This window comes from Pseudomonas sp. GOM7 (assembly GCF_026723825.1).
Classification (GTDB): Bacteria; Pseudomonadota; Gammaproteobacteria; order Pseudomonadales; family Pseudomonadaceae; genus Aquipseudomonas.
Genome location: NZ_CP113519.1, coordinates 337100 through 356978, shown reverse-complemented (window position 1 = coordinate 356978; position 19879 = coordinate 337100). Strand labels below are relative to the sequence as shown.

22 protein-coding genes are annotated in these 19879 nt (G+C 63.9%); 13 read left to right on the top strand and 9 right to left on the bottom strand.

Annotated elements, in window-relative coordinates:
* Window positions 1-27 precede the first annotated feature (27 nt).
* Both OU800_RS01575 and OU800_RS01570 read right to left on the bottom strand, forming a co-directional pair.
* Window positions 28-774 carry a LytR/AlgR family response regulator transcription factor gene (locus OU800_RS01575; RefSeq protein WP_268180638.1) on the bottom strand — a complete coding sequence of 249 codons (747 nt, stop codon included), beginning with the start codon at window positions 772-774 and terminating at the stop codon, window positions 28-30.
* Window positions 771-1856 carry a sensor histidine kinase gene (locus OU800_RS01570; protein WP_268180636.1) on the bottom strand — a complete coding sequence of 362 codons (1086 nt, stop codon included), beginning with the start codon at window positions 1854-1856 and terminating at the stop codon, window positions 771-773. Before OU800_RS01570 ends, OU800_RS01575 begins: the two co-directional genes overlap by 4 nt.
* 227 nt (window positions 1857-2083) lie before the next feature.
* Between OU800_RS01570 and argH the strand changes: the two genes are divergently transcribed.
* The 7 genes from argH to OU800_RS01535 all read left to right on the top strand — a co-directional run bounded on the left by argH (window position 2084) and on the right by OU800_RS01535 (window position 8662).
* Window positions 2084-3478 carry an argininosuccinate lyase gene (argH, locus tag OU800_RS01565; protein WP_268180635.1) on the top strand — a complete coding sequence of 465 codons (1395 nt, stop codon included), beginning with the start codon at window positions 2084-2086 and terminating at the stop codon, window positions 3476-3478.
* Between the two features lie 26 nt (window positions 3479-3504).
* On the top strand, window positions 3505-3747 hold the full coding sequence (locus tag OU800_RS01560) for a hypothetical protein (protein ID WP_268180634.1): 243 nt from the start codon (window positions 3505-3507) through the stop codon (window positions 3745-3747).
* Between the two features lie 18 nt (window positions 3748-3765).
* Entirely contained in the window at window positions 3766-4251 is a 486-nt protein-coding gene (locus OU800_RS01555; protein WP_268180633.1) for a GNAT family N-acetyltransferase, read from the top strand.
* Between the two features lie 10 nt (window positions 4252-4261).
* The gene (locus OU800_RS01550) at window positions 4262-4534 is read left to right on the top strand and encodes a hypothetical protein (protein WP_268180632.1); all 273 of its coding nucleotides are present in this window, start codon (window positions 4262-4264) and stop codon (window positions 4532-4534) included.
* An 86-nt stretch (window positions 4535-4620) separates the two neighbouring features.
* Window positions 4621-5433: a substrate-binding periplasmic protein gene (locus tag OU800_RS01545; protein ID WP_268180631.1), complete on the top strand. Its 813-nt coding sequence runs from the start codon at window positions 4621-4623 to the stop codon at window positions 5431-5433.
* Window positions 5430-5684: a TIGR02647 family protein gene (locus OU800_RS01540; RefSeq protein WP_268180630.1), complete on the top strand. Its 255-nt coding sequence runs from the start codon at window positions 5430-5432 to the stop codon at window positions 5682-5684. Before OU800_RS01545 ends, OU800_RS01540 begins: the two co-directional genes overlap by 4 nt.
* A 119-nt stretch (window positions 5685-5803) precedes the next feature.
* The gene (locus OU800_RS01535; RefSeq protein ID WP_268180629.1) at window positions 5804-8662 is read left to right on the top strand and encodes a class I adenylate cyclase; all 2859 of its coding nucleotides are present in this window, start codon (window positions 5804-5806) and stop codon (window positions 8660-8662) included.
* Here the strand turns inward: OU800_RS01535 and OU800_RS01530 are convergent.
* From OU800_RS01530 to OU800_RS01510, 5 genes are all read right to left on the bottom strand, one after another.
* Window positions 8659-9456 (bottom strand): lipase family protein, encoded by a 798-nt coding sequence (locus OU800_RS01530; RefSeq protein WP_268180628.1) that lies wholly within the window; start codon window positions 9454-9456, stop codon window positions 8659-8661. The genes OU800_RS01535 and OU800_RS01530 overlap by 4 nt on opposite strands.
* Window positions 9457-9825: 369 nt before the next feature.
* Entirely contained in the window at window positions 9826-10233 is a 408-nt protein-coding gene (gene rnk / locus OU800_RS01525; RefSeq protein WP_268180627.1) for a nucleoside diphosphate kinase regulator, read from the bottom strand.
* 172 nt (window positions 10234-10405) lie between these two features.
* Complete coding sequence (locus OU800_RS01520) at window positions 10406-10597, bottom strand: DUF1289 domain-containing protein (RefSeq protein WP_268180626.1); 192 nt, start codon at window positions 10595-10597, stop codon at window positions 10406-10408.
* Window positions 10587-10919 carry an iron donor protein CyaY gene (gene cyaY / locus OU800_RS01515; RefSeq protein ID WP_268180625.1) on the bottom strand — a complete coding sequence of 111 codons (333 nt, stop codon included), beginning with the start codon at window positions 10917-10919 and terminating at the stop codon, window positions 10587-10589. The genes OU800_RS01520 and cyaY overlap by 11 nt, the downstream gene beginning before the upstream one ends.
* Before the next feature lie 58 nt (window positions 10920-10977).
* Complete coding sequence (locus tag OU800_RS01510; RefSeq protein WP_268180624.1) at window positions 10978-12015, bottom strand: AraC family transcriptional regulator; 1038 nt, start codon at window positions 12013-12015, stop codon at window positions 10978-10980.
* A gap of 135 nt (window positions 12016-12150) precedes the next feature.
* Between OU800_RS01510 and lptM the strand changes: the two genes are divergently transcribed.
* The 6 genes from lptM (at window position 12151) to OU800_RS01480 (ending at window position 16745) form a co-directional block, all read left to right on the top strand.
* A complete protein-coding gene (lptM, locus tag OU800_RS01505) occupies window positions 12151-12276 on the top strand; it encodes an LPS translocon maturation chaperone LptM (protein WP_268180623.1) in 126 nt (41 codons plus the stop codon).
* A 12-nt stretch (window positions 12277-12288) separates the two neighbouring features.
* Window positions 12289-13536, top strand: a complete 1248-nt coding sequence (gene lysA, locus OU800_RS01500) for a diaminopimelate decarboxylase (protein ID WP_268180622.1) — start codon at window positions 12289-12291, stop codon at window positions 13534-13536.
* 10 nt (window positions 13537-13546) lie between these two features.
* Window positions 13547-14377 carry a diaminopimelate epimerase gene (gene dapF, locus OU800_RS01495; RefSeq protein ID WP_268180621.1) on the top strand — a complete coding sequence of 277 codons (831 nt, stop codon included), beginning with the start codon at window positions 13547-13549 and terminating at the stop codon, window positions 14375-14377.
* A complete protein-coding gene (locus tag OU800_RS01490; RefSeq protein WP_268180620.1) occupies window positions 14374-15072 on the top strand; it encodes a DUF484 family protein in 699 nt (232 codons plus the stop codon). The genes dapF and OU800_RS01490 overlap by 4 nt, the downstream gene beginning before the upstream one ends.
* Window positions 15073-15144: 72 nt before the next feature.
* Window positions 15145-16047: a tyrosine recombinase XerC gene (gene xerC / locus OU800_RS01485; protein ID WP_268180619.1), complete on the top strand. Its 903-nt coding sequence runs from the start codon at window positions 15145-15147 to the stop codon at window positions 16045-16047.
* A complete protein-coding gene (locus OU800_RS01480) occupies window positions 16044-16745 on the top strand; it encodes an HAD family hydrolase (protein WP_268180618.1) in 702 nt (233 codons plus the stop codon). The genes xerC and OU800_RS01480 overlap by 4 nt, the downstream gene beginning before the upstream one ends.
* A gap of 447 nt (window positions 16746-17192) precedes the next feature.
* On the opposite strand, the gene OU800_RS01475 is transcribed toward OU800_RS01480, so the two are convergent.
* Together OU800_RS01475 and OU800_RS01470 are read right to left on the bottom strand one after the other, a co-directional pair.
* Entirely contained in the window at window positions 17193-18464 is a 1272-nt protein-coding gene (locus tag OU800_RS01475) for an OprD family porin (protein WP_268180617.1), read from the bottom strand.
* A gap of 424 nt (window positions 18465-18888) precedes the next feature.
* Window positions 18889-19860 (bottom strand): GGDEF domain-containing protein, encoded by a 972-nt coding sequence (locus OU800_RS01470; RefSeq protein WP_268180615.1) that lies wholly within the window; start codon window positions 19858-19860, stop codon window positions 18889-18891.
* Window positions 19861-19879: the final 19 nt, after the last annotated feature.

The following is a 19879-nucleotide window of genomic DNA, read 5'->3' as shown; positions in this document are numbered from 1 at the left end:
GCTTGCAGCTTGCCGCTTGTAGCTGCTCTAAAGGTTCTGCATCAGCTTGCGCACGCCGGCCACATGGCGCCGGCTCACCACCAGCGCGTCCCCGCCAAGGCCCTTGAGGTAGAGTTGAAAATGCCCCAGCGGAGTGCGCTGCAGGCGCTCGATGCGCTCGCGGGCCACCAGGGCGTTGCGATGGATACGCACGAAACGCTCGCCGAATTCGTCTTCCAGCGACTTGAGCGGCTCGTCCAGCAGCACTTCACCGCCCTCGTGACGCAGGGTCACGTATTTGTGATCGGCGATGAAGTAGACCACCTGATCCAGGGGAATCAGCTCGATGCCCTTGCGCGTGCGGGCGCTGATATGGCTGCGTGGGCCGGTACCGCTCTCCGCAGCCGGACGGGTCAGGGCCGCCAGTTGCACGCGGTTGGGACGCTCGGCCTTCTTCAATGCCTCGCGCAGGTTTTCGGCACGCACTGGCTTGACCAGGTAGCCGACCGCGCTGACCTGAAAGGCTTCCAGGGCGAATTCATCATGGGCGGTGCAGAAGATCACTGCCGGCGGCGCTTCGCGCTCGCAAAGCTTGGCGGCCACCTGCAGCCCGTCCAGCCCGGGCATGCGGATGTCCAGCAGCACGACATCCGGTTTCAGGCTGTCGATCAGGGTAAGGGCCTCCTCGCCATTGCTGGCGGCGGGCTCCAATACTCGGTAACCCTCGAGCTCGCCGACCATGCGGCTGAGGCGCTCGCGGGCAAGGGGTTCGTCATCGACTATCAGGACATTCATATTGCTCTGGCTTCCTGCGTGAGTCTCGCACAAGGATAGCGTAGACAGCTGTAATGACGGCCGTCACGACGCTCCACGCTGAGACTGGCGCGCGGCCCGAAAAGTGCCGTCAAACGCGCGTCGATGTTGCTCAGCGCTTGGCGCGTACCCCGCGACGGGTGCTGCTGCTCGCCACGCTCTTCATACGGATTGCTGACACACAAACTGAACACACCGTCCTGGTAATCCGCCTCGATGCGCACCAGGCCACCTGCTATGCGTGGCTGGATGCCATAGATCAAGGCGTTTTCCAAAAGAGGTTGCAAGGTGAGCTGAGGAATCGGCAGATCCTCGGGCACATTATCGACCTCCCATTGCAACTGTAGCCGTTCGCCGAGCCTATAGTGCTCGATCGATAGATAACGTTTCGCCAATTCGAGTTCCTCTCCCCAGGAAACCAGCGTGCCCGGCTTGGCCAGGCTGGCGCGAAACAGATCGGACAGATCCAGTACTGCCTGCTCGGCCTTGGCTGGGTCGACCGCCACCAGACTGGCGATGCTGTTGAGGCTGTTGAACAGGAAGTGCGGGCGAATCCGCGCCTGCAACGACTCGATGCGCGCGCGCAACTCAGCCTGCTCCTGCCTGCGCCATTGGCTCTGCAGATAGAAGTAGCGTAGCAGCAGTGCCGACATGATCAGGCTGATCAGTGCATGACGCAGGTAAAGTCGCGTTTCACCACTGCGCGGCAAGGGCCCGCCAAGGTCGTAGTAATCGGCGACGGCGGTGCAGCCCAGGGTCAGCAGCACCACCAGCAGGCAGCACAGCACGCCGGCCAGGGCCGGACGCAAGCGCGCCAGCAAGGGCCGCAGCCGGCACAGCAAGGCCGCCGACAGCAGCACGATCCACTGCACGAACAGCGAGGTCAGCGCCAGGCGCACCCAATCGAAGTTCGGCACCATGGGTTCGGCCAGCACCAATACCAGTACCAGCAGCTCGGCCAGCAGCACCATGCTCAGCAGCGCCTCGGGCTGGCACAGTTCGGGCACGAAGAAGTCATCCACCGGCGAAGGCTTGGGATGGTTGACGTGGGTTTGGCTAGACATGGCAGCAGTTTCCGTGGCGCTTCGCACGGCGGCAAGCCAGAGCGACCCGAGCAAGGCAAATAAAGCACCGAAATGCAGACCAGGCGACAAATTCATGCACTCGCCTAGCCTGCGCCACCTGCAACCGTATGGGCTTATCTGATCGGCAGCGGGTCATACCCCTGTTATCATCGCTGCACTTTTCCGTCATGCAGGCCCCATGGTCTGCCCGATCCAGAGCCCTAACCATGAGCAGCGAAAAAACCAACCAATCCTGGGGCGGCCGCTTCAGCGAGCCCGTCGACGCCTTCGTCGCCCGTTTCACCGCCTCGGTCGAATTCGACAAGCGCCTCTATCGCCACGACATCATGGGCTCCATCGCCCACGCCAGCATGCTGGCCAAGGTCGGCGTGCTGACGGAGGCCGAGCGTGACGCCATCATCGATGGCCTGAAACAGATTCAGGGCGAGATCGAAGCCGGCCAGTTCGACTGGCGCGTCGACCTGGAAGACGTGCATATGAACATTGAGGCGCGCCTGACCGACCGCATCGGTGTCACCGGCAAGAAACTGCACACCGGCCGTAGCCGCAACGACCAGGTGGCCACCGACATCCGCCTGTGGCTGCGTGACGAGATCGACACCATCCTGGCCGAGATCACCCGCCTGCAGCAGGGCCTGCTGGGGCTGGCCGAAGCCGAGGCGGACACCATCATGCCCGGTTTCACCCATCTGCAGACCGCCCAGCCGGTGACCTTCGGCCACCATCTGCTGGCCTGGTTCGAGATGCTCTCACGCGATTACGAGCGCCTGGTCGACTGCCGCAAGCGCACCAACCGCATGCCGCTGGGCAGCGCTGCGCTGGCTGGCACCACCTACCCGATCCAGCGCGAGATCACCGCCGAGCTGCTGGGTTTCGATGCCGTGGGCGGCAACTCGCTGGACGGCGTATCGGATCGCGACTTCGCCATCGAATTCTGCGCCGCCGCGTCGCTGGCGATGATGCACCTGTCGCGCTTTTCCGAAGAGCTGGTGCTGTGGACATCTGCGCAGTTCCAGTTCATCGACCTACCGGATCGTTTCTGCACCGGCAGCTCGATCATGCCGCAGAAGAAGAACCCCGACGTGCCCGAGCTGGTACGCGGCAAGACCGGCCGCGTGTTCGGCGCCCTGACCGGCCTGCTGACCCTGATGAAGGGCCAGCCACTGGCCTACAACAAGGACAACCAAGAAGACAAGGAACCGCTGTTCGACGCCGCCGACACCCTGCGCGACAGCCTGCGCGCCTTCGCCGACATGGTGCCGGCGATCAAGCCCAAGCGCGAGATCATGCGCGAGGCGGCGCTGCGCGGCTTCTCCACCGCCACCGATCTGGCCGACTACCTGGTGCGCAAGGGCCTGCCCTTCCGCGACTGCCACGAGATCGTCGGCCACGCGGTGAAATACGGCGTGCAGAGCGGCAAGGATCTGGCCGAGATGAGCCTGGACGAACTGCGTCAGTTCAGCGATCAGATCGCTGACGATGTATTCGCCGTACTGACCCTGGAAGGCTCGGTGAGTGCCCGCGACCATATCGGCGGTACCGCACCGAATCAGGTGCGCGCTGCGGTGCTGCGCGGTCGCGAGTTGCTGGCCAGCCGCTAAACCCAAGGCGGGAAAAGGATGTCCCCATGTTCGAGCTACTGCTGCGTGGCCTGCTGTTTCTGGGCGAATTGCTGGCCGAAGTCGTTCTCGGCTATCTCTTCTATTGCACCGGCTGGCTCGCCCTGCGCCTGCTGACACTGGGCCGCTACCCAGGCCTGCCACTGCGCGTGGATGACCCGATGGGCTCACGCACCGCCTGGGTCGCAGCGTTCGGTTTCTTTTGCCTCGTAGGCCTGCCAGTGACCTGGCTAGCCCTCAACCAAGGCTGATTTACAACGAGATATGCCATGTCCATGACCATCCGCCCCGCCACCGCTGACGACGCCGAACTGATCCTGCGCTTCATCACCGAGCTGGCCGTCTACGAGAAGGCCGAGCACGAGGTGAAGACCGACGCCGCCGGTATCCGCGACAGCCTGTTCGCCGAGGGCAGCACCGCCCATGGCCTGGTCTGCGAGCGCGACGGCCAGGCCATCGGCTATGCGGTGTACTTCTTCAACTACTCCACCTGGCTGGGCAAGCACGGTCTCTATCTGGAAGACCTCTACGTCAGCCCCGAAGCGCGCGGCCTGGGCGCCGGCAAGGCGCTGTTGCGTCACCTGGCGCAACTGGCCGTGACCCGTGGCTGCGGCCGCTTCGAGTGGTCGGTGCTGGACTGGAACACCCCGGCCATCGACTTCTACGAATCCTTTGGCGCCCGCCCGCAGAGCGAGTGGACCACGTACCGCCTGACCGGCAAGGCCCTGCTGGACTTCGCCGCTGGCACAGCATGAGGAACCACAGATGAGCGAACACGACGACAACGACGAAGATTTCGCCCAGGCCACCCTGATCCAGGCCATCGAAAACCAACTGGAAAGCGGCGAGCCGGCCGCCGCCAAGGCGGTGTACAACAAGCTGAGCCTGGTGGGCTACGAGCGCGAGGAGATTCTCGAACTCATGGCTCTGGTGCTGGCCCACGAGGTCGATGCCATGCTGCGCGATGATCGCCCCTTCGACGGCGCCTGGTATGAACAGGCCCTGCGTGCCCTGCCCGAGCTGCCAGAGGAAAACTGAAGCAGGTTTGACTCATGCCAATGGGCGTAGCGGCCAATAGACTGCTAGGGTCATTCCTGTCTCTTGCCGTTCAAGGTGCCTGTGCAATGCTGCACCGACGCTTCCGCTTCGCCATAGGGCTGGCATTGAGCCTGCCGTCCGCTCACATGGCCATGGCCGATAGCCTGCGCATCGGCGCCGAGGATGACTGGTACCCCTATACGGCCTGGCGCAACGAGCGTATCGAAGGCATGTCGGCCGATATCGTGCGCGCGGCCTTCGCCGCCACCGATACCGAGCTCGAACTGGCCCCCTACCCCTACTCGCGCTGCATGGAGCTGGCACGCACCGGCAGCCTGGTGGCTTGCTTCAACACCACGCCCGATACCTATATTCGCGACCACTTCCTGCTCCCCGAGCAAACGCTGTTCAGCGACGACATACAGCTCTGGGGGCCAGCCGGCTCGGCACCGATCGACGACCTCGAAGCGCTCAAGGGCAAGCGTGTCGCAGTGACCAGCGGCTACACCTATGGCGAGTACTTCGATAGCTACTCCGGCATTCGGCGCGTTCCGGTAAGGCGCGACCTCAACGGTTTCCTCATGCTGCAGCACCAGCGCGTCGACTACGTCATCGCCTTTCGCGCCACCACCGAGGCCTTGCTACGCGAACACCCGGAGCTGGCCGGGCAGTTCGTCCCCCTGGCCCGGGTACATCGCCCGCAGCTCTATCTGAGCTTCTCCCGCCACCACCCGCAGGCGCCTGAGCTGCTGCAGCGTTTCGACGAAGGCATGCGCCGGATCAGGCGTGACGGCACCTATCAGCGCATCCTCGAAACCTGGCAGACACGCACCGGGCAGAGCACGGTTCTAGGCTCTACACTGCAGGAACGCCATAACGACAAGACGGAGTCACCATGAAGTCCTTCACTGCTGAACTGATAGACGAGCTGGAAATCCTCGCCCTGTACAACCTGGACAACCATCAGGAAGGGCTCAAGGTGCACAACAACGCCTCCTTCAAGGCGCAAGGCGCCATCACCCGCCTCTACGAAAAAGGCCTGGTGAGCCAGGCCGATGGCGGTTACCTCACCAGCCTGGGCATCGATGCCGCCGAACACGCACAAGCACTGCTGACCATTCTTTCGGCCCGCCAGACCACTCCCGCTTAATCTCAGTTGCCCGCCGGCCGCCCTCAAGGGAAAGGCGCGGCGGGCGATATAGCGTCAAGGCACTGCACTGGCGAGCACGCCGCTGATAGGCTTGCACCACCCGCCAGTAGAGTTAGAGCATGACGCGCAGCCAGGAAATCCGCCCCGATATCGACGACGGCATCGATCGCAAGGTGCTGGCGCAACTGCGCGCACGCTTTCTGCAGATCAGTCAGGGCCGCCTGCAACGCGCCACCCAGGCCCTGTCGACACGCCAGCAGCTGGTGCTCAAGCTGCTGCCGCTGCTGTTGCACGTCAATCATCCGCTGCTACCGGGCTACGTCTCAGCCAGCACCCCGGCGGGGCTCAGCGGCTTCGAGCCGGACGATGCCAGCCTGGCCGAAGTGCAGCGTCTGACCCGCTCCTTCAGTTACAAACCGCGCCGCGGCCAGGGCGCCGCACCGCTGCATGGCCTATTCATGATGGGCAGCCTGGGTACCGTGGCACAGGCCGAGCAGAGCGACATGGATCTGTGGCTGTGCCATGCCGCCAACCTGAGTGAACAGGCGCTGCAGGAGCTGCGCAAGAAATGCGACCAACTGGAAAGCTGGGCCGCAGGCCAGGGCGCCGAGGTGCATGTCTTTCTCATCGAGCCCCTGCGTTTTGCCCGCGGCATGCGTGACACCCAGCTCACCTCCGATGACTGCGGTACCACCCAGCACTACCTGCTGCTCGACGAGTTCTATCGCACTGCCATCTGGCTCGGCGGGCGCACGCCGATCTGGTGGCTGGTGCCGGTCTACGAGGAAAACCGCTACGAAGACTATTGCCGCACCCTGCTGAGCAAGCGCTTCGTGCGTGAAGAAGACGTGCTCGACCTCGGCCACCTGGCGCAGATACCCCCGCAGGAATTTCTCGGCGCCGGCATGTGGCAGCTCTACAAGGGCATCGAATCGCCCTACAAGTCCGCGCTCAAGCTGCTGCTCACCGAGGTTTACGCCAGCGAGCACCCCAAGGTCGAGTGCCTGGCGCTGCGCTTCAAGCAGGCGGTGTTCGAGGGGCGCATGGACCTGGACGAGCTCGACCCCTATATCGTCGTCTACCGCCGCCTGGAGGAATACCTCAGCGCCAGAGGCGACCAGGAACGCCTGGAACTGATCCGCCGCTGCCTGTACCTCAAGGTGAACAAGAAGATCAGCCGCCCGCCGACCCGTGGCCGGCCCAAGAGCTGGCAGCGCCTGCTGCTCGAACGCCTGACCGGCGAGTGGGGTTGGCAGACGCGCCAACTCAACCTGCTCGACAGTCGCAGCCAGTGGAAGGTTCGCCAGGTGGCTGCCGAACGACGCCTGCTGGTCAACGAGCTGACCTACAGCTATCGCTTCCTCACCCAGTTCGCCCGCAGTGCCCAGGTCGGCAGCTCGCTGAGCAACCGCGACCTCAACGTGCTCGGCCGGCGCCTGTATGCGGCCTTCGAGCGCAAGGCCGGCAAGGTGGAGTTCATCAACCCCGGCATCGCCCCGGATCTGGCCGAAGACACCCTCACCCTGGTGCAGCGCCCCAGCAGCGAGACATCGGTCGACTACCAGTGGGAGCTGTTCAGCGGCAGCCTGGGCGCGCAGGAATGGCCGGACTTCGCCCCGATCAAGCGCTCCCGCGAGCTGATCGAACTGCTCGCCTGGTGCCACCGCAACGGCGTGATCGACGCCAGCACAAGGCTCTCGTTGCACCCCGGCAGCAGCGACCTGAGCGACTTCGAGCTGGCCAACCTGATCACCAGCCTGCAGCAGATGTTCGCCCTGCCCCTGCCCCTGGTGGAAGAAGCGGCTCTGCTGCGCAGCAGCACACCGAGCCGAATATTGCTGCTGGTGAACGTCGGCCTCGACCCGCTCAAGCAGCACAGCCAGATGAACCTGCACATGACCAGCGGGCGCACCGATGCCCTGGGTTATTCGGGCGTGCGCGAGAACCTGGTGCTGACCCTGGATCAGGTCAGCCTCAACAGTTGGAACGAGCTGCAGGTGGCGCGTTATGACGGCGAGGATGCCCTGCTCGATTGCCTCAGCGACCTGCTCAACGGCCTGCCGCCCGCAGGCCCATACCCCGAGGTGCAGGTGCGCTGCTACTGCCGCAACCGCGCCCCGGCCATCGCCAGCCGGGTCGAGGAGCTATTGCGCGACCTGCTCGACAACTACACCAGTGGCAAGGCCTCGCGTTACCTGCTGCAGGTGCGCCAGCATTACCACGTACTGCAACTGACTCCCGGCCAGGTCAGCCATACCGCCCTGGGCGACCTGCCGGCGCTGCTCGAGCACCTGGGCGCCGAACAGGCGCTGTTCAGCCCACTGAGCCTCGACCGTTACGCCCTGGAGGGCAGCGACCTGGCGTTGATTCTACCGCTGGGCAAGCCGCAGACCATCCAGGTGTTCTACCGCCTCAACGAACAGAGCAGCGAAGCCGAGCTGACCGTGCTCGACGAGCACAATGCCCTGTGGCGCCGGCGCCTGCCATACCGCGACGAGCAAAGCCTGCTCACCCCGCTGCAGCGCTTCCTGCAGTCGCTGCTGTACCGACGCAACGCGCAACTACCGCTGGATGACCTGAGCAGCGATATGCCGCTGGAAGTGCTCTACCACCAGCTACTGCCCGATGCGCCGCTGCGCGCTCAGAGCGTCGAACGTCGGGTCGCGCCACAGGCGCCGATCAGCCATCCCTTCTATGACGTGCAAGCCATCATCGAGCCGGGTGACGGACGCCAGCGCCACGTTACCCTGTACTGCAACCATCGCGAATTCTCCGAACTGGAATACGGCCGCGACCTCTACCGCGCCGTGGCCCAGCACATCCTCGCCCAGCGCGCCGGCGGCGAGCGCTACCCCTGCTACATCACCGACCTGGATCTGTCCGCCGTGCTCGCCGAACAACAGGCGCAGACCGTGCATTACCTGCGCTACAAGAGCGAGCTGGAAGACGCCCTCAATGCCGCACTGCAACAGGCCTAGCGCATGGGGGATTGGGGATTGTTCAGCGCATAGAGGTAGCAACCACTCATGCTGTGATTGTCGGCGACGCCACCATAGCTGGCGGTGAAGGTCACCGGCAGACCGAGATGCTGATACCACCAGCGATCGCTGTCGGCGGGCGGCACCTCGGGCACTAGATCGCTGTCGTTAACCAGGCGGTAAGTGGGCACTGCCAGCGCGTTGTAGTAGCTGGCGAAGGCCGGCGAGGCCAAGCGTGGGCTGGCGAAGTTGTAGTGCTGCAACGGCAGGAAGGGCCAGCGCCGGCGCAGATCCGGCACCGCCAGGCTGCTCAGGGCACTGCCCAGGCTGTGGGCACAAGCCCACAACTGCGCTTGGGGCTGCAGATCCTCCAGCGCCAGAAGGGCCTGATCGCGCAGCGAGGTGTAGAGCTTGAGGAAACCGTCGTGCACCAGGCCGGCACTGCCCTGCCAGGGATAGTCGCGCTGATCCAGATCCAGGTCGTCGAGCCAGTCCTGCACCGACTCGGTACCGCGGAACACCAGATAGCAGTCGCCCTGCGGATCACGCGCGGCAAAGCCGAAGGGTTCCGACTCGTTGAACAGATGCCACTCGCTGAGGATGCTCCAGATCGGCGCGGAAAACTGCCAACCGGGACGCTGCGGCGGCTGCCAGTGGAAGTGCTGGGCAACGCGCGGGCGCTGCTGCTTCAGCCATTGCGCGTACTGGTCATAAGCGTCGAGCACCAGCTCGGCGCAGAGCAGGCCACGCGGTTGCGAATAGGTGGGTGGGAAGTACAGAGGGAGACTGGGCATGGCGGAGCTTCCTTGCTGATCATTGACATCTGACTCTAGCAGACTGTCGAAAAACTACCTGCGTTGTCTGCCCGTCGTTAAAAACAGCCTCGCGTGCGAGCCCAGGCTAGGCGCCCCCGTCAAAAATGCTCATTTACAACACGTAAAGTCGAGCGCGACTCCGAGCGTTTTGACTCACTGCGTTCGCCCTTCGGGCCAGCCTTCGGCTGTTACTCGCGTTGGTCGTTTCGGCTGTTTTTGCGGGGCCGCCATCGGTATAGGTCAGCCTGCCTCGGCTCGGGCCTCCTGCTTCGCTCTACCTCCTGCATCCATGCAGTCGTCGCCTACGTTTTTCAACGGCCTGCTAGCCCAGCCTTGATGCCCCTGCACTCAACGGTCGTATTCGCCCGCCGCTTCCGGCTGATATTCCACTTCCAACAGGGTCAGCTTGAGCTGCTTGCCGCTCGGTACCGGCCAGTCGATGTGCTGGCCAACGGAGAGGCCGAGCAAGGCGCTGCCCACTGGCGCGAGAATGCTGACCTTGCCCTCACCCCCGGCATCCTGCGGGTAGACCAGGGTCAGGTGGTAGTCCTTGCCGCTGCTTTCCTCGCGGCAATGCACGCGCGAGTTCATGGTCACCACGCCAGCAGGGATCTCGTCATGACCGACCACCTGCGCGCGTGCCAGCTCTTTCTCCAGCGCCTCGGCGCCAGGGCCGAAATCCTCCAGGGAATCCAGCAGGCGCTCCAGGCGCTGCAGATCGAGACGGGTGATGGTGATGGCGGGTGCGCTGTTCATGATGCCGGGCAGACTCCTTGCGTGAGACTCAAAAAGCAAAACCCCGCCCGAAGGCGGGGTTTTGCAGCGTTTTGTCGACCCTAGGGTCGGTTAATGTTTCGCTCGCGTCCGCGACGGAGCCGAAACGTCAACCGACCCTAACATAGCTGGCCGAATAAACAAGACCAGCAGGTCAGCTCGGCGACTTGCGCGCCCGCAGACGCGCTTCGGCCGCTTCACAGATCTGCCGGCGGCGCTGCGCATCGGCAGCGCCCCAGTCGAGAATCTCCTGCATGCTGCGGCCACAACCCAGGCAGATGTTCTGCTCGTCCAGGCAGCACTTGCGCTGGCAGGGCGAGGCCGGCGCCGCGCTTTCAGAGCTCATCGAACTCCAGTTCGACACCCGCCTGCTCGGTCACGAAGCGCGCGAGCATTTCCCCCAGCAGTTCGTCGCTGCTGTCGCAGACCCAGCGCTGCTCGTCCTCGTCGTAGTCGTAATGGAAGCCACCGGAACGCGCCGCCACCCAGAGCTGACGGATCGGCGCCTGGCGACTGAAGATCAGTTGCGTGCCGTTGTCGAAGCGCACGGTCAGCACACCGCCGCTGTTCTCCAGGTCGACGTCCAGATCACTGTCGTCGAAGATATCCTCCACCGCCTGCTGGGTGGCATCGACCAGATCGTGGAAGCGGGCTTCGCTCAGGCTCATCGGGGTGTCCTCACAAGGTGCAGCGACTGCAGAAAAATGGGTAAACGCTACCCGGCACTCAGCCGGGCAGGTGGCGACGGTACTCGCCCGGGCTCCTTCCCGTCCAGCGGCGAAAGGCCCGCAACAGCGAAGCTGGCTCGCTGAAACCGACCCTCAAGGCGATGTCCTCCAGCGCCAGCGAGGTCTCGCGCAGGTAGTGCAGCGTCAGCAATTGACGCGTCTCGTCGACGAACTGGTTGAACGACACCCCCGCTTCGCCCAGACGCCGCTGCAGGGTGCGTGGGCTCAGCGCCAGCGCCTCGGCGATGGCATGCAGCTCCGGACGCTGCTCGGCGAGTTGCGCCAGCAGAATCCGCCGCGCCCGTTCAAGCAGGCTAGCACCCTGACGCAATTCTCCCAGCAGACGATCGGCGTAGGCGTCGAGCATGCCGCTGACCTGCGCGTCGGCCTGGCCCAGCGCCACGCTCAACAGGCGCTTGGGAAAGACCAGGGCGTTGTCGGGCTGCTCGAACAACACCGGGCAGCGGAAGATACGCTGGTGTTCGCGGATATCGACTGGTGCCGCATGCTGGAAGCGTACCTGCACCGGCGCGATGTCCAGGCCGCTGATCCAGCGCCCGAAGCTGACCCAGCCGGCCAGGGTTTCCTCACTCAACTGCCGTTGCTGTTGTACCAACAGTGGCTGCCAGCTATGGGCGACCAGGGCCTCGCCGCCGTCACACGTCGGCTCGTCGTCCAGCCCGACCTGCCCCAGGCTGCCCACCAGCGCGGCATAGCGCGCCTGGCGGTGCAGGGCATCGGCCAAGGTCGCACAACTCATCAGCAGATGGCCGAGCACACCGTAGTCACCCGGCCTCACTGCTTCGCCCAGGTGCAGCCCCAGGCAATCGTCGCCGGTCAGGCGCATGCCCTCCTCCAGCAGACGCAGGTAGGCACTGGCGGCCATGCGCTGCGGGTGCTGGCCGAGCAGTTCGCTGGGCAAGCGGGCGCGGGCGAGCAGCACCGCCGGCTCCACGCCCTGGCGCTGCAGATAGGCGATCAGGCCTTGCAGATAGGCGGCCGAAACCGAGCCGGCCAGTAGCACAGGGTGTTCCATCAGCTCTCCTCGATCGCAATCTGCCTGCCGTGCCGATTCGGCCAGCCCGCGCCGGACGGGCGCTGGGCGCATAGGCAAGGTGGCGGGGGGTCGGTATACTCCAGCGCAATTCACGCTTTTTTCAAGGACTGTCCCATGAAGCGACTGACCCTCGCGCTCCTCGCCGTTGTCTGCCTAGTGGCCGGCTGCGGCCAGAAAGGCCCGCTGTACATGCCGGGCGACGAAAAAGCCGGCAACAGCCGAGACCGTTTCGAACTCTGACAGGAGCCCACCATGGAAGCCTTCAACTACCGCGACGGTGAGCTGTTCGCGGAAGGCGTTGCCTTGTCTGCGCTGGCCCAGCGCTTCGGCACGCCCACCTACGTCTATTCCCGTGCCCATATCGAGGGGCAGTACCGGGCCTATGCCGATGCCCTGGCCGGCATGCCGCACCTGGTCTGCTTCGCGGTCAAGGCCAACTCCAACATCGGCGTGCTGAACGTGCTGGCGCGCCTCGGTGCCGGTTTCGACATCGTCTCCAGCGGCGAGCTGGAGCGCGTCCTGGCCGCTGGCGGCGAGCCGAGCCGCATCGTCTTCTCCGGCGTCGGCAAGAGCCGCGATGACATGCGCCGCGCCCTGGAAGTCGGCGTGCACTGCTTCAACGTCGAGTCCAGCGTCGAGCTGGAGCGCCTGCAGAAAGTCGCAGCTGAGCTGGGCGTCAAGGCGCCTGTGTCGCTGCGGGTCAACCCGGACGTGGACGCTGGCACTCACCCGTACATCTCCACCGGCCTCAAGGAAAACAAGTTCGGCATCGACATCGAGCAGGCCGAGGCAGTCTACGCCCGCGCCGCCGAGCTGCCGAACCTGGACGTGATCGGCGTCGATTGCCACATCGGTTCGCAACTGACCACGCTCGAGCCCTTCCTCGATGCCCTGGATCGCCTGCTGCTGCTGGTCGACAAGCTGGCCGCGCGTGGCATCGCCATCCAGCATCTGGATCTCGGCGGCGGCCTCGGCGTGCAGTACCGCGACGAGCAGCCACCGCTGGCCGGCGACTACATCGCCGCCGTGCGCAAGCGTCTGGCCGGCCGTGATCTGTCGCTGGTGTTCGAGCCGGGGCGCTTCATCGTGGCCAACGCCGGCGTGTTGCTGACCCAGGTGGAGTATCTCAAGCACACCGAGCACAAGGACTTCGCCATCGTCGATGCGGCGATGAACGACCTGATCCGCCCCGCTCTTTATCAGGCATGGATGGACGTGTCGCCAGTGCAGCCACGTGACGGCGAGGCGCGCAACTACGACCTGGTCGGGCCGATCTGCGAAACAGGCGACTTCCTGGCCAAGAATCGCCAGTTGGTGCTGGAAGAAGGCGACCTGTTGGCCGTGCGCTCGGCCGGTGCCTATGGCTTCGTCATGAGCTCCAACTACAACACCCGTGGCCGCGCCGCCGAGGTGCTGGTCGATGGCGAGCAGGCCTTCGAGGTGCGTCGTCGCGAAACAATTCAAGAGCTCTATGCCGGCGAAAGCCTGCTGCCAGGCTGAGGGTAGAGCCATGCTATTGCGCTTTACCAAGATGCACGGCCTGGGCAATGACTTCATGGTTCTCGACCTGATCAGTCAGCATGCCCACGTGCAGCCCAAGCATGCCAAGCAGTGGGGCGACCGCCACACCGGCGTCGGCTTCGACCAGTTGTTGATCGTCGAGCCACCGAGCCACCCGGACGTCGACTTTCGCTACCGCATCTTCAACGCCGACGGTTCGGAAGTGGAGCAATGCGGCAACGGCGCGCGCTGCTTCGCCCGCTTCGTGCTGGACAAGCGCCTGACCACCAAGAAAGTCATTCGCGTCGAGACCAAGAGCGGCATCATCGAGCTGCGCGTGCAGAACGATGGCCAGGTCTGCGTCAACATGGGCGCACCGCGTCTGCAGCCGGAACAGGTGCCCTTCCAGGCCGAACAGGCCGCGCTCAGCTATCGCGTCGAGGTCGACGGCCAGAGCGTCGAGCTGGCCGCGCTGTCGATGGGCAACCCGCATGCGGTGTTGCGCGTCGACAACGTCGATGATGCCCCGGTACATGCGCTCGGGCCGAAGCTGGAACACCATCCGCGCTTCCCGCAGCGGGTCAACGTCGGCTTCCTGCAGGTGCTGGATCGCAAGCATGCGCGCCTGCGCGTATGGGAGCGCGGCGCCGGGGAAACCCAGGCCTGCGGCACCGGCGCCTGCGCTGCGGCCGTAGCGGCGATTCGTCAGGGCTGGATGGATTCGCCCGTGCAACTGGAACTGCCAGGCGGCAAACTGTCCATCGAATGGGCAGGCGAAGGTCAGCCGGTTATGATGACCGGGCCAGCCGCCCGCGTGTACGAAGGACAGGTTCGCCTATGACCGACCAGCAGGATTCGCCCAAACCGCTCGACTCGGAAACGGTCGCGGCCTATCTGCGCCTGCATCCGGAGTTCTTCATCGACCATGAAGAGCTGATCCCTGAACTGCGCATTCCGCACCAGCCCGGCAATGCCGTGTCGCTGGTGGAACGCCAGGTCAAGCTGCTGCGCGAGCGCAACATCGAAATGCGCCACCGCCTCGGCCAGTTGATGGATGTGGCCCGCGACAACGACCGCCTGTTCGACAAGACCCGCCGCCTGGTGCTCGACCTGCTCGATGCCGGCAGCCTGGAAGAAGTGGTCGGCGTGGTCGAGGACAGCCTGCGCCACGAATTTCAGGTGCCCTTCGTCGGCCTGATCCTGTTCAGCGACAACAAGCTGCCGGTCGGCCGCTCGGTCAGCTCGGCCGAAGCCCATCAGCAGATCGGCGGCCTGCTCGGCGGCGGCAAGACCGTCTGTGGCGTGCTGCGCCCGCACGAGCTGGAATTCCTGTTCGGCAAGGACGAAGCCGCGCAGGTCGGTTCGGCAGCCGTGGTCGGCCTCAACCACCAAGGCCTGCATGGCGTGCTGGCCATTGGCAGTGCCGACCCGCAACACTACAAGAGCTCGCTGGGCACCCTGTTCCTCGGCTACATCGCCGAAGTGCTGGCGCGCGTACTGCCGGGCTTCGCCACACCGCTGCGCTCGGTACGTTAGAAGCAGCTACAAGCTTCAAGCCTCAAGCTGCAAGAACAGGCAGACCGAACGCTTTTACTTGGAGCTTGAAGCTTGAAGCTTGCCGCTGCCCTCGACGCCTACCTCGAACACCTGCGCCGTGAGCGTCAGGTGTCGGTGCACACCCTCGATGGCTACCGCCGCGACCTGGCCAAGGTGCAGGCGTTCTGCGAGGCCGAAGGGCTGGGCGACTGGAGCGAGCTGGATACACGCAACCTGCGCCGCCTGGTCGCCCGCCTGCATCAGCAGGGCCTATCCAGCCGCAGCCTGGCGCGCCTGCTTTCGGCCACCCGCGGCCTGTACCAATATTTGCTACGTGAAGGCCTGTGCCGCCACGACCCGGCCACCGGCCTGAGCCCGCCGAAACGTGAACGCCGCCTGCCGCGCACCCTGGATGCCGACCGCAGCGCACAACTGCTCGACGGCGCCGTGGAGGACGACTTCATCGCCCGCCGCGATCAGGCCATGCTCGAACTCTTCTACTCCTCCGGCCTGCGCCTGTCGGAGCTGGTCGGGCTCGATCTCGATGGCCTCGACCTGGCTGCCGGCCTGGTGCGCGTGCGCGGCAAGGGCAACAAGGTGCGCGAATTGCCGGTCGGCAGGATGGCACGCCAGACCTTGGAGCAATGGCTGCCGCTGCGCAAACTGGCCAATCCGAACGACGGCGCGGTGTTCATTAGCCAGCAAGGGCGGCGCCTGGGGGCGCGTGCGGTGCAACTGCGCGTGCGCCAGGCTGGCGTACGTGAACTGGGCCAGCACCTGCACCCGCACATGCTGCGCCACAGCTTCGCCAGCCATATGCTGGAGTCCTCGCAGGATCTGCGTGCAGTGCAGGAGCTGCTTGGCCACGCCGACATCGCCACCACACAGATCTATACCCACCTCGACTTTCAGCATCTGGCCAAGGTCTATGACCAGGCCCATCCACGCGCCAAGCGCAAAGGCGGTAGCGAATGAGCATCGAATTGATCACCTTCGACCTCGACGACACCCTGTGGGACGTCACCCCGGTCATGCAGGACGCCGAAGCTGCCCTGCGCAACTGGCTGGCCCTGCACGCACCGCGTCTGGGGGCGGTGCCCATCGAACACCTGTGGGCCGTACGCAGCCGTTTGCTCGAGGCCGAGCCGCTGCTCAAGCACCGCTTGAGCGAGCTACGTCGACGCATTCTCTTCCATGCACTGGAAGACGCCGGCTATCCACACGGCGAAGCGCAGACCCTGGCCGAGGCCGGTTTTCAGGTCTTTCTCAATGCGCGCCATCAGGTGGAACTGTTCAGCGAAGTACACCCCACCCTGGAGGCGCTGGCCGAACGCTTCATGCTGGGGGTGATCACCAATGGCAATGCCGATGTGCGCCGCCTGGGCCTGTCCGAGTATTTCCGGTTCGCTCTGTGCGCCGAAGAGCTGGGTATCGGCAAGCCCGACCCGAAACCCTTCCGCGAAGCGCTCAGCCGCGCCGGCGGCGTGGCGGCCGAGCGCGCCGTGCATATCGGCGACCACCCCAGCGACGACATCGCCGGTGCCCAGGCGGCCGGGATGCGCGCTATCTGGTTCAACCCGCAAGGGCTAACCTGGGATGGCCATGGCACGCCGGATGCGCAGATCAGCAGCCTGGCCGAACTGCCGGGACTGCTGGATAGCTGGCTGCGCTAACCCTTATCAGGAAGCCATAGAAGAGCTTTTTGCCCTTTAGGGGGAAATGCTTGGTTGAAATCGGGCTGGCAAGTTTGTGTTGGCTGTTCGGGTGCTTGTTCCGCATTGCCGCGTTTTTGCCGATGCTTTTGGTTTCGCCCTCTGGGCGAGTCACTTTTGCCCCGGATGGCAGCCCCACCAAAACCCTCCGCCCGGTCATCCGAACTAGGCGACCCGCCCTGCTGCGCGAGGGTTCGTTCGCTCCATCGCCGCTCCAGAGGCCCGCCGCGGTGGGCCATCCCTGCCCCCCATCGCAGCGGCGCTCAGAACACCTAACAAGCCACACCCAAACAGTTCGACACACAAACTTGCCAGTTCGGCAAAACCCAACCGCAAAAAAAGCCCGCCTCCTGGAAGGCGAGCTTTTCAACAACACCACAGGCAGAGGCATCGCCCCTGCCAGCCCACTTACATCAGCGGCAAGGTGTAGCTGACGATCAGACGGTTCTCGTCGATGTCGTTGGCGAAGTTGGAACGCACGGTCGCGTTACGCCAGCGCACACCCAGGTTCTTCAGCGCGCCTTCCTGGAAGACGTACATCAGCTCGGTGTTGCGCTCCCACTCGCGGCCTTCGGAAGCGGTACGACCACGATCGACGTTGTCACCGGTCAAGTAACGGGTCATGAAGGTCAGGCCCGGAATGCCGATGGAGGCGAAGTTGAAATCATAACGAGCCTGGTAGGACTTCTCGTCCTTGTTGGCGAAGTCACTGATTTGAACGTAGTTGACCAGGAACGGATCGGTACCGTTGATATAGGCGAAGCCGGTGTCGCCGCTCATCTTCTGGTAGCCCAGGCCGAAGGCATGGCCGTCCAGACCGTAGGTAACCATGGCGCCGAAGGCCTTGTTGTCGACGTTGCTGCGGTTGCCGTCGTCGGTGGAGCGGGCGTAACGCACGTCGGTCTTCAGGCTCTGCTTGTCGCCCAGCGGCAGGACGTGCACGAGGTTGAAGGAGTGCTGCTTGTACAGCTCGTCCAGGTTGGAATAGTAGTAACCGCCGGTCAGCTCCTTGGTCAGCTTGTAGGTGCCGCCAATGAAGTCGAAGGAGTCGGTGGTGGAGCCGCCAGTAGTGGTAACCGCGCGACGGCCACCAGTGGCGATCGAGATGTCCTGATAGTCGCCCGAATCACGGTTATTGACTTCACGGACATGTGCGGCTTCCAGCATCAGGCCGTCGATTTCCTGGGAGACGATGTGACCAGCCTCGAAGACCTGGGGCAGCAGACGGCCGTCGCTGGAAGCGATAGCGGCGTTCTTGAATTGCATCTGACCAACACGCAGGGTGCTGTTGGAAATCTTGGCCTTGGCCGCTACGGCCAGATCCGAGTAGTTGTCTTGAGAGCCGCCCGAAGAACGATCCGGAACCAGCAGACCACTACCGGCAGTACCATCACCCGAATCCAGCTTGAAGCCGAACATGCCGATGGCGTCGGCGCCGAAGCCCACGGTGCCTTCGGTGAAACCGGAGTTCATGCGCAGGATGAAACCCTGAGCCCACTCTTCGGACTTGGATCGAGTCGGCACCGGAACATCGGTATGTCCCTGACGGAAATCACGGTTGAAGTAGAAGTTACGGGCTTCCAGGCTGACTTTGGTATCACCGACCAGATCGGCGAAGGCCACTTGGCTCAGACCCAGGGTGCCGGCGGCTACGGCCAGTGCCAGGGAGGTCTTTCTCATTATGTTTCTCTCCAGTGTGTTTAAGGTGACACATCGCCCCCGAACACTGGCTTCAGCACGAAGAGGCAGGCTCGGAGCGAATGGGGTGCGCGCGGGCACGAACGATCCCTGTCGGATGTTCATTGGCATGCGCTCGAATTCAGGAAGGAAACAACGATGGAAAGCCCAAGTGAGCGGGCAGGCAGAAACAGGGAACTTGGTTCATAGTCAGCACTCACATCGTTGTTATTGTGCGCCAGCTTCCATTGGCCGGGCTTGGATGCGAATGCCTAGGCAGATAGCGTGCCAATCGATCCCTGTGCCAAGGTAAAGCCCACCGTGCAAGGTTACATTTTTCTAGCTGCACGATGAATCTTTTCTTAACTCCCTGGCACAGGCAGTTTTTCGCCTATGAGAAGCTCATCAATGGCGAAAAACCGCCATATCAACCCAGGACGATCTGGTTCTTGCCCTGCCGCTTGGCCCGGTACATGGCCTCATCGGCACGGGCATAGAGCGCTTCCAGGTTGGCATCCTTGGGGGTGAGCACGGTCAGCCCCTGACTCAGGGTCACGCCGAAACTCTTGCCTTCGTGCTGGAAGCTCAGGCGCTGCACCTCTCGCTGCAAGCGCTCGGCCACCTGCAGCGCCACGGCCTGCTCGCAACCGGGGAACAAGGCGGCGAACTCTTCCCCGCCGATACGTCCGAACAGGTCATCGCGACGCAGCGCGGTGGCCCCGCAGTGCGCCAGACGCTGCAATACCTGATCGCCGACCTGATGACCATAGCGGTCATTGATCTGCTTGAAGTCATCCACATCCAGCAGCAGGAACGCCATGGGCGTACCGGATTGGCGGGCTCGCTCGAACTCGCTCCGAGCGCACTCGAAGAAGTACCGACGGTTGCTGCTCTGGGTCAGCACATCGGTAGTGGCCAGGCGGTGCAGCTCGCCTTCCAGGCGTTTCTTCTCGGTGATGTCTTCGGCGATGCCGACGATGACGGTGCCGCCCCCAAGCTCCTGCCTGGGACTGACGAAGCATTTGTCGCTGATCCAGCGTAATTGCCCATCACTGCGCAGGATGCGGTACTCGCGCTGCTCCACCGCGCCGGTTTCCAGCACCTTAGCCAGGCTTTCGGCAGCGTAATCGAGGTCGTCGGGGTAGATGCTGTTGCGCCACTCGTCGTAGTCGGCCAGCAGCAAGGCGGCGGAGCGCCCGAATATCCGCTCATAGGCAGGGCTGACGTAGATGATCCGCTGCTCATCCCAGTCGAAAGCCCAGAGCACAGCATTGACGCTGCCGAGCAAGCTGCTGAACAGTTGTTCGCGCTCACGCAGCCGCTCCACTTCGGCACGACTGTGCAGCAGCGCCAATGTCAGCTCCTCACGCTTGCTTACCGCACTATCCTGTTCGTCCATCACTGCCGCCATAGAACCC